This window comes from Thioclava sediminum, assembly GCF_002020355.1.
Lineage (GTDB): Bacteria > Pseudomonadota > Alphaproteobacteria > Rhodobacterales > Rhodobacteraceae > Thioclava > Thioclava sediminum.
In genome coordinates this window covers 431,160-445,718 of record NZ_MPZV01000001.1, presented here as the reverse complement: position 1 = coordinate 445,718, position 14,559 = coordinate 431,160, and the positions used below count along the sequence as shown (strand labels likewise).

Below are 14,559 nucleotides of genomic sequence, written 5' to 3'. Positions count from 1 at the left end.
CTAGTCGATCCGGGCGGTGAGGGTTCGACGGGCGATCACCGCGCCGTCGCGGCTGAGCGTGATCTGGCCGTCGTAGCGCCCCTTCGGCCATCCGCCCGGCGGGGCTTTCTTGCCGACATAGCGGAAGAACCGGGCTTTTGACGCGTCGACCTCGCTGGTCGTCCTGATGCTGATCCCGTCCGGGCCGGTGATCTCGAACCCGATCGTGTCCCCAGTTCGCAGGCCGAAGCCGTAGCCCCACAAGATAAGCGCGGGTGCGGTGTCGCGGGGCGGGGGCAGGGGAGCGCCGGCCAAGACTGCCTCGAAGCGTGGCACGGTGGCGGTGAGCCCGGCGTCGAGCCATCCGCTCGGCCGATAGGTGATGGGTGCGGACCAAAGTGTCTGAGTTGCATTGGTGGCGCAGGCGTCCTGTAGGTCAGGGGCGAACGGATCGATCACCATGTCGTCGTGGCGCAGCGAGAGATGCAGATGCGGGAATTCCGCTTGGCCCGATTGTCCGACGAGGCCGAGCGGTTCGCCGGCTTTTACCCGGTCGCCCCGGTTCACGGAAATGGAGCCTTCGCGCAGGTGGCAATATTGGGTCTGCCAGCCGTGTCCGAGATCGATGGTGATCCCGTTTCCGCATTCCTTGCCGGAAACCGTTAGCCCGCTGGCATAAGCCCCGTCGGGTTCCCCGTCGCGGGTGGCGATCACCCGGCCCGGGGCGGCGGCGATCACCTGCACGCCCGCCTGCATCTGCGCTTCGGTCAGCAGTGCGAAATCGGTGCCCTTGTGTCCGTCATAGGTCAGCCCGCCGCAGCCCGCATCGCGCACACCGGAGCCGGGGTCGCGGTCGACGTAGTTCTGGATGTAGCAGTCCTGGCCAAGCGTGCACTCGACAGGCATCTCCAACTTCGGCGCATCGGATAGAAAAGTCCCGGCCATGCAGGGCACGGCCGGGACGAGTAGGCTTATCAATACCGCGCGGAGCACGGTCTAGATCATTCGGCGGTCAGCAGGCGCGGCTTGGAGCCGGAAATCCGCTTCTTGCCCGGTTCCTCGACCTTGATGACGATCTTGTCGTCCTTGACCGAGACCTTGGCGACGCCGCCCTTGGTGAGCTTCCCGAAGAGCAGCTCTTCGGCGAGCGGCTTCTTGATATGCTCCTGAATGACCCGGCCAAGCGGACGCGCGCCCATCTTGTCGTCGTAGCCCTTCTCGGCGAGCCAGTTCGCGGCGGCCGGGGTGAGCTCAATATGGACGTTGCGGTCGATCAGCTGCGCTTCGAGTTGCAGCACGAACTTGTCGACCACCTGCAAGATCACCTCGCGCGGCAGCGGCGCGAAGCTGACCACCGCATCCAGACGGTTGCGGAACTCGGGCGTGAAGGTCCGCTCGATCGCGGCCGTATCCTCGCCCTCGCGCCGGTCGCGCCCGAAGCCGATTGCGGTCTTCGCCTGCTCGGCGGCGCCCGCATTCGAGGTCATGATCAGGATCACATTGCGGAAGTCGACGGTCCGGCCGTTATGGTCGGTGAGCTTCCCGTGATCCATCACCTGCAGCAGGATGTTGTAGACATCCGGGTGGGCCTTTTCGATCTCGTCGAGCAGCAGTACGCAATGCGGGTGCTGGTCGACGCTGTCGGTCAGCATGCCGCCCTGATCGAAGCCGACATAGCCCGGAGGCGCACCGATCAGACGCGAGACCGCGTGCTTCTCCATGTATTCCGACATGTCGAAGCGCATCAGTTCCACGCCGAGCGTATCGGCGAGCTGCTTGGCGACCTCGGTCTTGCCGACGCCGGTCGGCCCCGCGAAGAGGTAGTTGCCGATCGGCTTCTCCGGCTCGCGCAGACCCGCACGGGCCAGCTTGATCGCGGAGGACAGCGTCTCGATCGCCTTGTCCTGACCGAACACGACGCGCTTGAGGGACTTCTCGAGATCCTTGAGCACCTCGGCATCGTCCTTCGAGACCGATTTCGGCGGGATCCGCGCGATCTTGGCGACGACCGCCTCGATCTCTTTCGGGCCGATGGTCTTGCGCCGCTTGCTTTCGGCCACGAGATGCTGGGCGGCGCCCGCCTCGTCGATCACGTCGATCGCCTTGTCGGGCAGCTTGCGGTCATGGACATAGCGCGCCGACAGCTCCACCGCCGTCTTGATGGCGTCGTTGGTGTAGCGAATGTCGTGGTGCTTCTCGAAATAGGGCTTCAGACCCATCAGGATCTTGATGGAATCCGGCACCGACGGCTCGTTCACGTCGATCTTCTGGAACCGGCGGCTCAGCGCGCGGTCCTTCTCGAAGTGCTGGCGGAACTCCTTGTAGGTGGTGGAGCCCATGGTGCGCAGCTTGCCGCCCTGAAGCGCGGGCTTCAGGAGGTTGGACGCGTCCATCGCGCCACCCGAGGTCGCGCCAGCCCCGATCACGGTGTGAATCTCGTCGATGAAGAGGATCGCGTCGCGATGCTCTTCAAGCTCCTTCACGACAGCCTTCAGACGCTCCTCGAAGTCGCCGCGATAACGGGTGCCCGCGAGCAAAGCGCCCATGTCGAGCGAGTAGATCGTCGAATTGGCGAGGATCTCCGGGGTTTCGCCGCGCGTGATCTTCAGTGCGAGACCTTCCGCGATCGCGGTCTTGCCCACGCCGGGATCGCCCACCAGAAGCGGGTTGTTCTTGCGACGGCGGCACAGCACCTGAATGCAGCGCTCCACCTCGTGTTCGCGCCCGATCAGCGGGTCGACATCGCCCTTCTCGGATTTCGCATTGAGGTTCACGCAGTATTTCTCGAGCGCGGAATCCTTGGCTTCGGCCTGGGTCGCCCCTTCGGCCTTGGCCTCTTCCTCGGCCCCCGACACCGGGCGGGTTTCGCCGAACTCGGGGTCCTTCGCCACGCCATGCGCGATGAAGTTCACCGCGTCGTAGCGGGTCATATCCTGCTCTTGCAGGAAATAGGCGGCGTTGCTTTCGCGCTCTGCGAAGATCGCGACGAGCACATTGGCCCCGGTCACTTCCGAGCGGCCCGAGCTTTGGACATGGATGGCCGCGCGCTGGATCACGCGCTGGAAGGCGGCGGTCGGCACAGCTTCCGAGCCTTCGATTTCGGTCACGAGGGTGGACAGCTCATCGTCGATGAACTCCACCAAGGTCTGGCGCAATTCGTCGGTATCGACGGCGCAGGCCTTCATCACCCGCGCGGCGTCCGGCTCGTCGATCAAGGCGAGGAGCAGGTGTTCTAGCGTCGCGAGTTCATGCTTTCGGGCATTGGCGAGCGCCAGCGCCCCGTGGATTGCCTGTTCGAGCGTATTGGAAAACGACGGCATTATCTGCTCCTTTCCTCGGAGGGCGGCGCGGGAGGATACCCAGCCTAGTGTTGCCCTATAAGATTAAAGTTCGGTGGAAATCGCCGCGCTTCAAGTCTTTTCATGCCCAAAATCCGACCGGACTCCGATTCGTGCGGAAAAAACGGTCATTTAACGGGCGCGACGGTGCAGGGATACCGATGAGGCGCGCAATATCTTGGGGGGTTGCGTGTGACCTCTCCCATATGGGGAGGGTTTTCGCGCGTTCAAGCGTATTGCCGGTTACTTGGGCGACTCGCCGCGGCTTTCAGCGGTGTCGTGTTGCGTGTCCTCAAAGACCGGCGGACGGCGCGCGGTGCTTTGGTGCAATTCCGCCGCCAGTTCGGCCTCTTCAGGGTCGGTGTTGCCCGCGCGCGCAGGCGTGTCTTCGGCGCTCGCGGCGGGTGTCGATTTGGACGAGGGCTCCTCTGCGGAGGTGTCATCCTCTTCGTCGTCGTAGACTTCCTCGTCGAGCTCCGCCTCGCTATGGGCTGCGGGTGAATGTTCCAGCAGCAGCGCCATGATGTCGGTTCGGGTCAGAATGCCCACGAGCCGTCCGCTTTCGGTCACGGGGACGACGCGCGCCTCGCGCCGGGCCAGCCGTTCGAGCAATTCGCCCACCGGCGTGTCGCCCTCGACCGTCTCGATATCGGTATGGAAGATCGCGCGGACTTCTGCCTCGGGCGGGGCCGCGCGAAAGCGCAGCGGGCGGCGCAGGATGTCGAATTCCTTGAACAGTTCCTCGAGCGCGTCGTGCTGATCGACCACGCCGAGGTAATAGCCGGAATTATCGACCACCGGCAGCGTGTGCACGTTAAGCGCGGTCATCTTGCGCACAATCTCGGACAACGGCGCTTCAGGGCTGACGGTGACGGGGTTCTGCGTCATCAGATCGCGCACATGCGTATCGGCGAGAAGGGACTCGGCGGCGCGGTGTTCGGCCACCGCCATCAGCCGCGCCAGATCTGCCGGGTCCATATTGGCCGATTGGTTGAACTCGACCAGCAGGTTCGACAGGTCGCGCTGGCTCAGCGAGCGGGCGGGGCCGCGGGCACGTCCGACATGGGCCGGGGAATAAGCAAGCGGGCGCGTCGGATAGGAGATACCGAACAGCCGGTTCCAGATCATCGCGAACCCGATCATCAGCACGGTCATCACCGCGATCGGGAAGATTGCGAAATCGAAGCCGAGCCGTCGCCCGGCCTCATGTTCCAGCACCACCAGCAGCGCGATCCCCGCCGCTGGCGGGTGCAGAGCGCGCGCGGCCATCATCGCCGCGATCGACCCGCCCACCGCGAGCCCGTCCGCATAGGGCGGCGGCGTCACCATCAGTACCGCGACCGGCACCACGGCGGAGATCATCATCCCCATCATCGCGGACCACGGCTGTGCCAGCGGCGAATTTGGCAGAACGAACAAGAGCACGGCCATCGAGGCGAAGCTGGAGACGAGGTAGATCCCGGCCTGTCGCGAATGGGGCAGGGTGGCCACGATGAAGGTCACGACGAGGATCGCCACCCCTGCACCGACCGCGCCGCGCAGAATGTCGACCGCGGGCCTGCGCCCCATGGAGGGGCCGAAGCGGCGCAACTGGCGGCGGACATTCTTGGGCAGGTGTGAGATCGGCATCGGTTCGCTGGGTTGAAAAAGGTGCGACAGGTATCGCGCCTGCCACGCGCGGATGCAAGCGCGGGGGCGGTGAGAGGGCATGGCGGTTGATGGTCGGACGGCACCGCAAGGGCGTCTGACATCTTGCCATCATGCGCGGTGCCTCTATGGTGCGGCGCGACTTTACAGGCGGGACGCAAAACGGGGAGAGCGCGATGGCCGGACCGATAGACAAGACGCTGCGCGCGGCGAAGGCCCATGCGAAAAGCGGAGCCTTTGCCGAGGCCGAGGCGCTCTATCGCGAGGTGCTGGCGCGGTTTCCCGGCAACAAGCGCGCGCAGGCCGGGCTGGTCGAGATCGCGCAGACCCGCGCCTCCACCCGTCCGATGAACCCACCGCGCCCGGTGATCGACCAGCTCTTCGGCCTTAAGAAGTCGGGCCGTGACCGCGAGGCCGCCGAGGCCGCCGCCCGTGTCCTCAAGCAATTCCCGCGGGCTCCGGCTGCGATGGAAGTCCGTGCAGCGGCGCTCTCGGCGCTGGACGATCACGAGGGCGCGGCGGCGCTTTATCGCGAACTGGTGGGCATGTTTCCTGACGCGCCCGACGCGCATGGCAGCTACGGCAACGAGTTGATGGCGCTGAACCGCGACGACGAGGCCGTGGCCGAGTTCGAGCGCGTGTTGGAATTACGGCCCGGCGATCCGGTTTCGCTCAATAACATCGGCAATGCGAAACGCCGGGCGGGTGACGACAAGACCGCGCGCAAACTTTATCACGCCGCCCATGAGGCTGCGCCCGATTTCGCCGAGGCACAGCTGAATCTGGGGAATATGCTGGCGAAAGATGGAGAGCTGGAGGAGGCGGAATTCCACCTCAAGGCCTTCTTGCACAAAGTGCCCGATCACTATCTGACCCTGTCTTCGCTGGGAGATATTTATCTCGCAAAAGGCGACAAGCAATCGGCGCGCGAGAGCTACGAGCGCGCTTTGCACTACCGGCCCGGCTTCCCCGATGCGCTCGCCGGGCTCGCCCATATCCAGCGCGCCACGGCGGACGATCCGCTTTTCGATGCGCTCACGGCTTCGCTCGCGCAGCCGGGCCATAGCGCGAAGCAACGTGCGGGGCTCGAATTCGCGCTTGGCAAGCTGCGCGAGGAGTCGGGCGAGACCGAGGCCGCTTTCGGTCATTACACGCGCGGCAATGCGCTGCGCAAAGAGGCTCAGGGCTACACCATTGCGCGCGACGTCGAGCGTTTCGCTCAGATCAAACAGGCGTTTCCCGCTCCGCCCGCCGAAATTCCCGAAACCGCGCCTGATGGCCCCGAGCCGATCTTCATCGTCGGGCTGCCGCGCTCGGGCACGACCCTGACCGAGCAGATCATCTCGGCGCATCCGCAGGTCGCACCGGGCGGAGAGCTGACCGAGCTGAGCCAACAGTTCAACGAGTTCGACTGGACCGATCCCGATCTGCTGGCGCAGAAAGCACCCGAGATCCGCGCCGAGTATTGCGAGAAACTGCGCAAGCTCGGGCAGGGCGCGCCCTTCGTGACCGACAAGATGCCGCTCAATTTCCGTTGGTTGGGCGCGATCCGGGCGATCTTCCCGCAGGCGAAGATCGTCCACACCAACCGCGATCCGCGTGCGGTGATCTGGTCGATCTTCCGGCTCAATTTCAGCTCCGATGGCAATGATTACGCCTATGATCTGGATGATCTCGTTGCCTATCATGGCCTCTATCGCGACCTGATGGCGCATTGGCGCACGCTGTTCGGCGCGACGCTTTACGATCTCGATTACGAACAGCTGACCGCGACGCCGGAGCCGGTGATCCGCGACATGCTGGCCTATCTCGAACTGCCTTTCGACGAGGCGTGTCTTCGCCCGCAGGACAATACGCGCATCGCGCGCACCGCGTCGCGCGATCAGGTTACGAAACCGATCTACAAGGGCAGCTCGCAGGCGTGGGAGAAATTCGCGCCCCATCTGGAGGCAGCTTTCGCCAAGCTCGATTAAGCCTGGGCTTGTCCTCTGAAGACCCCGCCGATTCAGTCGGGCCTTGAGCCATGTCGCTGCGACCGGCTCTTGGCGGCGCTTGTCATCGTCCGGGTGCTCGCTATGGTCGGGACGATTTTGCGAAGGAGAGCCAATGGCCGGGTCCGTTGACAAGATTCTGCTTGCCGCGCGTGGTCATGCAAAGCGCGGGGAGATCGCGCAGGCCGAGGCGCTTTACCGCGAAGTGCTCGGGCGCTTTCCCGGCAACAAGCGCGCGAAAGCGGGACTTGAGGCACTGGGGCAGGCCAGTAAGGCGAAACCCGCCGCGGGGCCGCCGCGCGCGCTGATTCAGCAGTTGATGGGGCTGATGCAGACGGGGCGCAATCGCGAGCTGGTCGACCAGGCGAACCGCGCGCTGCGGATCCATCCTGACACCATACTGTTGCTCGAATTCCGCGCGGCGGGGCAGGGGGCGCTGGGCGATCATGCCGGGGCGGCCGAGACCTATCGCCGCCTGATCGCCTTGCGCCCGGATCATGCCGATACGCACGGCAATCTGGGCAATGAGCTGATGGAGCTGGGCCAGCACGAAGACGCGATCGCTCAGTTCGAGCGCGTGTTGGCGCTGCGTCCACGCGATCCGGTCGCGCTCAACAATCTGGGCAATGCGCTGCTCGCGCTCGGGCGCGAGGCCGAGGCGCGCACACGGTTCGAGGCCGCGCTCGAGGTCGCGCCGAATGATGTGCATATGCTCAATAATCTGGGCAATCTGCTGCTGAACGAGGGGGATTTCACCGGGGCGCGGCTCCGGTTGGAAAAGGGGCTGTCGCTCGATCCGCGCCATGTGTTGCTGTTGAACAATCTTGGCATCGTGCTTCTCGCACAGGGCGACATCGCGGGGGCGCAGGCACGGTTCGAGGCGGCGCTGGCTGCTGACCCGAGTTATGCCGAGGCCTGGTGGAACCTCTCGCCCCTGCATCGCTTCGTGCCGGATGAGCCGCTGCTTTGGCAACTCGAGACACAGGTCGCGGCGGAAGGGCATTCGGAGCATGACCGGATGCTGCTCGAATTCGCGCTGGCCAAGGCGCAGCATGATGTGGGCAGGACCGAGCGGGCCTTCGCGCTCTGGCACTCGGCCAATGCGCGGCGCAAGGCCGAGCTGGGCTATGACATCGCGCAGGACCGCACGCTGTTTGCGCAGCTTCGCGACCGGTTCGCCGAAGCTCATCCGCGGATCCCCGAGACCGAGGCCGACCGCGCTGCCCAGGTGCCGATCTTCCTGCTGGGTCTGCCGCGCTCGGGCACGACGCTGGTCGAGCAGATCGTCACCCAGCACAGTCAGGTTGCGCCGGGCGATGAGATCGCCACGCTCGATCGCGAGATGAGCGCGATCGACTGGAGCGACCCGGAGGCCCTGACCCGGGAGGCGGGGCGCATCCGCGCCGCCTATTACGAGACGCTCGCCGGGCTGGCCGATGGCAAGCCCTTCGTGACCGACAAGATGCCGCTCAATTTTCGCTGGATCGGCGCGATCCGGGCGCTGTTTCCGCGCGCGCTCATCGTGCATGTCCATCGTGATCCGCGCGCGACGCTCTGGTCGATCTATCGCAACTTCTTTTCCAGCGCGGGGAATGGCTACGCGCATGATCTCGACGATCTCGTAGCCTATCACGGGCTCTATCGCGATCTGATGGCGCATTGGGCGACGCAGCCCGGCACGATCGTCGATTGCGACTACGAGGCGCTGACGGAAGACCCTGAGGCGCGCAGCCGTGCGTTGATCGAGGCGCTCGGGCTGCCTTGGGAGGATGCCTGCCTGCGCCCTCAGGACAACGCCCGCACGGTTGCGACCACGTCGAACACGCAGGTGCGCAAGCCGATCTACAAAGGCAGTTCGCAGGCATGGGAGAAATACGCGCCCCATCTCGAGGCCGCTTTCGCAAATCTTGATTGAGCGCGGGCTTGCGGCGCGCAGGAGCCGCTTTAATCTGCACGGACCACTGAGAGAGCCCTCCGATGCCCGACCTGTCCCATATCCTCGCCTTCGGTGCCGTGGCGCTGGCCATGGTGCTGAGCCCCGGTCCGAACATGATCTATCTGGTCTCGCGCACGATCTGTCAGGGGCGCGGCGCGGGGATGATCTCACTCGGTGGGGTGGCGCTGGGTTTCGTCTTCTACATGCTCTGTGCGGCCTTCGGGATCACTGCGATCGTGCTCGCCGTGCCCTATGCCTATGACGCGCTGCGAATGGCCGGGGCGCTCTATCTGCTTTGGCTGGCATGGCAGGCCGTGCGACCGGGCGGGCGCTCGGCCTTCGAGACCCGCGAGTTGCCGGTCGACGGGCCGCGCAAGCTGTTCGTGATGGGCTTCGTCACCAACCTGCTCAATCCGAAGATCGCGGTGATGTATCTGTCGCTGCTGCCGCAATTCATCGACCCTGCGGCGGGATCTGTGCTGGCGCAGTCACTGGCGCTGGGCGCGGTGCAAATCGTTATCTCGGTGGGCGTGAATGCTGCAATCGTGCTGGGCGCAGGCGCAATGGCCCGGTTCCTCGCAGCGCGCCCGCTCTGGATGCGGGTGCAGCGCTGGGCGATGGGGACGGTTCTCGCCGCGCTGGCGCTGAGTGTGTTACGCGACGCGCGGCGGTGAGGCTTAGAACCGGTCCTTGCGGGCGCGCGCTTCGGTGAAAACCTCGACCGGCGTCGCGCTTTCGGGCAGGCCGAGGGCGTCACGCAGCTTCGGATCGTCGCCGCGCAGGAACGGGTTGGTCGCCTTCTCGAGACCCAGTTCGACCGGGACCGTGGGGCGGGCCTGAGCGCGAATGGCGCGGACATTCTCCATCCGGTCGATGAGGTTCGGGTTCTCCGGTTCGATCGAGAGCGCGAAGCGACCATTTGCCTCAGTATATTCATGCCCCGAACAGACCAACGTCTCGTCGGGCAACTCGCTGAACCGCGTCAGCGTATCGTACATCTGCTGCGCCGAGCCCTCGAAGAGACGTCCGCAGCCCCAGCTCATCAGGCTGTCGCCGGAAAACAGCAGACCGCCCTCGGGGAAGTAATAGGCGATATGGCCGACCGTATGCCCATCGGCGGGCAGAACCTCGACATGCTCCATCCCGATCGCGAGCTTTTCGCCGGGGCTGACCTCCTGATCGAGCTTGGGCAGACGATGCGCGTCCGCTTTGGCCCCGACGATTTTGGCCCCCGTTGCCGCCGACAGCGCCTGAACGCCATCGATGTGATCGGCATGGTGATGCGTCAGCAGGATCAGATTCGCTTTCCAGCCCCGTTCGTTCAGCGCCTTCAGGATCGGCGGCGCTTCGGGGACGTCGATCACGGTGGTTGTGTCCGTCGCCGCCTCGTGCACGACATAAGCATAGTTGTCGGCGAGACAGGGAATGATGAGAAGCTCAACGGCCATGGTGTTTTCTACCGCTTTGATTATCTTGCAACATAGGTAAGCCGAAGGAAGCGAAAGGCGCAATGCATCTCGACGTACTCGACCTGCGGAATTTCTACTACCGGACCCAGCTAGGCCGTGCGGCGCAGCGGGCAATCCGGGATCGCGTTGTTTCGATGTGGCCCGCGACGGGGCCGCAGATGGCGGGGCAGACGGTGGCGGGCTACGGCTTCGCGGTGCCGCTGTTGCGCCCGTACCTCGAGCCTGCGCGCCGGGTGATCGGGTTGATGCCGGCCGAGCAGGGCGTAATGCCTTGGCCTGCGGGGATGCCCAATGTCTCGGTCCTGTGCGATGAGGCGCGCTGGCCGCTGGAGACGGGCCGGGTGGATCGGCTGATCGTGATGCACGGGCTCGAGACCTCCGACAATTCCGAGGCCTTGATGCAGGAATGCTGGCGGGTGCTGGGGCCGGGGGGCAGGGCGCTGTTCATCGTGCCGAACCGCGCCGGGCTCTGGGCGCCGCGCGAAACCACACCCTTCGGGTTCGGCAAGCCCTACACGCTGGGGCAGCTCGATCAGCTCGCACGCCGGTCCGGCTTCGTGCCCGAGCGCCATACCGGTGCGCTCTACATCCCGCCGAGCCATCGCCGCTTCTGGCTGCGCTCGGCCGCGATGTGGGAACGGCTGGGCACCAAGGCGGCGGGCGTTCTGGCGGCGGGCGTCGTGATGCTCGAAGTCTCCAAGCAGGTCCATGCGCGCCATGATTCCGGCCTCGGCGCGCGGGTCCGCAAACCGCTGTCGATTCTCGAAGGGGCGGTGAAACCGGCGACGGACCCGGCCTGACACGGAGTTAATGCCTCCCGCGGGAAAAACAGTCGAGACGCAACAATCACGTTCGCGTACCGCCCGTCGCGCAACTCTCATGTGTTCCGTCGCGGGAGGCGGATAATTATCGAACTGCCAACGCGTATTGAGGTGAATCACCCCCGCGCGGCGTTCCGTGACCAACCGGTCCAAATTCCTGTTAGCGCCCACAAAATCCTCCCCTCCCTGTCACCTTCCCGCGACGAAGGGCAGATTGGAGGCCTTCTGCTCACATTCTCGTGCTCAAGATGGTTGCGAGGGGGGGATTGCTCTGCTAGTGACCTCCCCGATAAGCGGCGCGGAGGGCATGTCTCAAGCGCGCCGGGGGAGCGCCCCATGGCCTGTTCCGGGTCGGGGCAAAACGCATCGGAAGGGTGGACGTGTCCGAACCAGCTTCGATTTCCGCAAGCATCGCCGGCCGCTATGCGCTGGCCATTTTTGAACTCTCGCGCGAAGCAAATGCCCTCGCCGCGCTCGAAGCCGATGTCTCCGCGCTGTCGGAGGCGCTGGCTGGCTCTGACGAGCTGCGTGAGGTGATTGCATCGCCGGTCTACACGCGCGACCAGCAGGCAGCTGCAATCGGCGCTCTGGCAGCCAAGATGGGTCTGTCGGACCCGATGAAGAACGGCCTGCAGCTGATGGGCGCCAAGCGTCGTCTCTTCGTGCTGCCGCAGCTGCTCAAGGCGCTGTCGGATCTGATCGCGGACGAGAAGGGCGAAGTGACCGCAGATGTCACCTCGGCCAGCAAGCTCAGCGCCGCACAGGCCAAGAAGCTCGCCGAAGTGCTGAAGAACCAGACGGGCAAGACCGTCAAACTGAACACCGCCGTCGATGAAAGCCTCATCGGTGGCATGATCGTAAAGCTGGGCTCGCGCATGGTCGACACGTCGATCCGTTCGAAGCTCGCTTCTCTCAAGAACGCCATGAAAGAGGTCGGATAAATGGGCATCCAAGCAGCTGAGATTTCTGCGATCCTCAAGGAGCAGATCAAGAATTTCGGGCAGGACGCCCAAGTGGCCGAAGTCGGTCGCGTGCTGTCGGTTGGCGACGGTATCGCGCGCGTCTACGGGCTCGACAACGTCCAGGCCGGTGAGATGGTTGAATTCCCCGGTGGTATCCGCGGGATGGCGCTGAACCTCGAGACCGACAACGTTGGTGTCGTGATCTTCGGTTCGGACCAAGACATTAAAGAAGGCGACACCGTCAAGCGCACGAACTCGATCGTGGACGTGCCGGTCGGTGAAGCGCTGCTCGGCCGCGTGGTCGACGGTCTCGGCAACGCACTCGACGGCAAAGGCGCCATCGAAGCGAAAGAGCGTCGCGTCGCCGACGTGAAAGCTCCGGGCATCATCCCGCGTAAATCGGTTCACGAGCCGATGGCGACCGGCCTCAAGTCGGTTGACGCGATGATCCCGATCGGCCGTGGCCAGCGCGAGCTGATCATTGGCGACCGTCAGACCGGTAAGACCGCAATCGCGCTCGACACCATTCTGAACCAGAAGTCGTATAACGACGCTGATCCGTCCAACAAGCTGCACTGCTTCTACGTCGCGATCGGCCAGAAGCGCTCGACCGTGGCGCAGCTGGTGAAGAAGCTCGAAGAGACCGGTGCGATCGAATACACCACCGTGATCGCCGCGACCGCTTCGGACCCCGCGCCGATGCAGTACCTCGCGCCCTACACCGCGACCGCGATGGCGGAATATTTCCGCGACAACGGCATGCACGCGCTGATCATCTATGATGACCTCTCGAAGCAGGCTGTCGCGTATCGTCAGATGTCGCTGCTGCTGCGTCGCCCGCCGGGCCGCGAAGCATATCCGGGCGACGTGTTCTACCTGCACTCCCGCCTGCTGGAGCGTTCGGCGAAGCTGAACGAAGACTTCGGCGCAGGTTCGCTGACCGCTCTGCCGGTCATCGAAACCCAGGGCGGCGACGTGTCGGCCTTCATCCCGACCAACGTGATCTCGATCACCGACGGTCAGATCTTCCTCGAGACGGAACTGTTCTACCAAGGTATCCGTCCCGCCGTGAACACCGGTCTGTCGGTGTCGCGCGTTGGCTCGTCGGCTCAGACGAACTCGATGAAGACCGTGGCAGGCCCGGTTAAGCTGGAACTGGCACAGTATCGCGAAATGGCGGCCTTCGCTCAGTTCGGCTCGGATCTCGACGCCGCAACTCAGAAGCTGCTGAACCGTGGTGCGCGCCTGACCGAGCTGATGAAGCAGCCGCAGTATTCGCCGCTCACCAACGCGGAAATCGTGGCCGTCATCTTCGCCGGCACCAACGGCTTCCTCGATAGCATCCCGGTTTCCGAGGTCGGCAAGTTCGAACAGGGTCTGCTGGATTACCTGCGCAACTCGCGCAAGGACATCCTCGACTGGCTCACGAACGAGGATCCGAAGATCAAGGGTGACGCGGCCGACAAGCTGAAAGCCGCTATCGACGAATTCGCCAAGACCTACGCGTGATTGGCCTGAAAGGACAGGGACATGCCCAGCCTTAAGGACCTTAAAAACCGGATCGGAAGCGTCAAGAACACGCGGAAGATCACCAAGGCGATGCAAATGGTCGCCGCCGCAAAGTTGCGCCGCGCTCAAGAAGCGGCCGAAGCTGCGCGCCCCTATGCCGAGCGGATGCACTCCGTGATGGCGGGGCTCGCAAGTTCGGTCCAGGGCCGGGACAACGCGCCGCGCCTGCTTTCGGGCACCGGTTCGGACAAGGTGCAGCTTTTGGTGGTCATGACCGCCGAACGCGGCCTGTGCGGTGGCTTCAACGCCAATATTGCGAAGCTCGCGCGCCAGACGGCTGACAAGCTGCTGGCCGAGGGCAAAGAGGTGAAGATCCTCACCGTCGGCAAGAAAGGCCGCGATGCACTGCGCCGCGAATACGGTCAGTACTTCATCGGCCACGTCGATCTGAGCGACGTCAAACGCCTGAGCTATGACGACGCGCAGAAGATCGCCCGCGATCTGATCGGTCGCTTCGACAAGGGTGAATTCGACGTCGCGACGATCTTCTTCTCGATCTTCGAGAGCGTGATCGCGCAACGGCCGACCGCGAAGCAGATCATCCCCGCTTCCTATGAACCGGAAGAGGGCGAAGAAACGCCGAGCGTCAATTACGACTACGAACCCAGCGAGACGCAAATCCTTGAGGATCTGCTGCCGCGCGGGGTCGCCACGCAGATCTTCACGGCTCTGCTGGAAAACGGTGCCTCGGAACAAGGTGCGCGGATGTCAGCGATGGACTCTGCGACGCGCAATGCGGGCGATATGATCGACAAGCTGACGATCGAATATAACCGCACGCGCCAGGCCGCGATCACCAAGGAACTCATCGAAATCATTTCGGGCGCCGAGGCGCTCTGACGGAACC

At 64.3% G+C, this 14,559-nt stretch carries 11 protein-coding genes; 7 read left to right on the top strand and 4 right to left on the bottom strand.

Going from position 1 to position 14,559, the window contains the following annotated elements:
* The 3 genes from BMI91_RS01920 to BMI91_RS01910 form a co-directional block, all read right to left on the bottom strand.
* Positions 1–885, bottom strand: a complete 885-nt coding sequence (locus BMI91_RS01920; RefSeq protein ID WP_158522067.1) for a M23 family metallopeptidase — start codon at positions 883–885, stop codon at positions 1–3.
* A gap of 95 nt (positions 886–980) precedes the next feature.
* Entirely contained in the window at positions 981–3,299 is a 2,319-nt protein-coding gene (gene clpA, locus BMI91_RS01915; RefSeq protein WP_078603790.1) for an ATP-dependent Clp protease ATP-binding subunit ClpA, read from the bottom strand.
* 261 nt (positions 3,300–3,560) lie between these two features.
* Positions 3,561–4,946 (bottom strand): HPP family protein, encoded by a 1,386-nt coding sequence (locus BMI91_RS01910; RefSeq protein ID WP_158522066.1) that lies wholly within the window; start codon positions 4,944–4,946, stop codon positions 3,561–3,563.
* A 194-nt stretch (positions 4,947–5,140) separates the two neighbouring features.
* On the opposite strand from BMI91_RS01910, the gene BMI91_RS01905 reads away from it, so the two are divergent.
* The 3 genes from BMI91_RS01905 (at position 5,141) to BMI91_RS01895 (ending at position 9,565) form a co-directional block, all read left to right on the top strand.
* On the top strand, positions 5,141–6,937 hold the full coding sequence (locus BMI91_RS01905; protein ID WP_158522065.1) for a tetratricopeptide repeat-containing sulfotransferase family protein: 1,797 nt from the start codon (positions 5,141–5,143) through the stop codon (positions 6,935–6,937).
* A gap of 133 nt (positions 6,938–7,070) precedes the next feature.
* Positions 7,071–8,870, top strand: coding sequence for a tetratricopeptide repeat-containing sulfotransferase family protein (locus BMI91_RS01900; protein WP_078603787.1), 1,800 nt, complete (start codon positions 7,071–7,073; stop codon positions 8,868–8,870).
* Between the two features lie 62 nt (positions 8,871–8,932).
* Entirely contained in the window at positions 8,933–9,565 is a 633-nt protein-coding gene (locus BMI91_RS01895) for a LysE family translocator (RefSeq protein ID WP_078603786.1), read from the top strand.
* A 3-nt stretch (positions 9,566–9,568) separates the two neighbouring features.
* Here the strand turns inward: BMI91_RS01895 and gloB are convergent, their stop codons facing one another.
* A complete protein-coding gene (gene gloB / locus BMI91_RS01890; protein ID WP_078603785.1) occupies positions 9,569–10,339 on the bottom strand; it encodes a hydroxyacylglutathione hydrolase in 771 nt (256 codons plus the stop codon).
* A gap of 62 nt (positions 10,340–10,401) precedes the next feature.
* Here gloB and BMI91_RS01885 point away from each other — a divergent pair, with 62 nt between their 5' ends.
* From BMI91_RS01885 to BMI91_RS01870, 4 genes are all read left to right on the top strand, one after another.
* The gene (locus BMI91_RS01885) at positions 10,402–11,160 is read left to right on the top strand and encodes a class I SAM-dependent methyltransferase (RefSeq protein ID WP_078519404.1); all 759 of its coding nucleotides are present in this window, start codon (positions 10,402–10,404) and stop codon (positions 11,158–11,160) included.
* Positions 11,161–11,561: 401 nt separating this feature from the next.
* Positions 11,562–12,122: a F0F1 ATP synthase subunit delta gene (locus BMI91_RS01880; protein WP_078546650.1), complete on the top strand. Its 561-nt coding sequence runs from the start codon at positions 11,562–11,564 to the stop codon at positions 12,120–12,122.
* Complete coding sequence (gene atpA / locus BMI91_RS01875; protein WP_078539506.1) at positions 12,123–13,652, top strand: F0F1 ATP synthase subunit alpha; 1,530 nt, start codon at positions 12,123–12,125, stop codon at positions 13,650–13,652.
* 21 nt (positions 13,653–13,673) lie between these two features.
* Positions 13,674–14,552 carry a F0F1 ATP synthase subunit gamma gene (locus BMI91_RS01870; protein ID WP_078539505.1) on the top strand — a complete coding sequence of 293 codons (879 nt, stop codon included), beginning with the start codon at positions 13,674–13,676 and terminating at the stop codon, positions 14,550–14,552.
* The last annotated feature ends 7 nt before the right edge of the window (positions 14,553–14,559 follow it).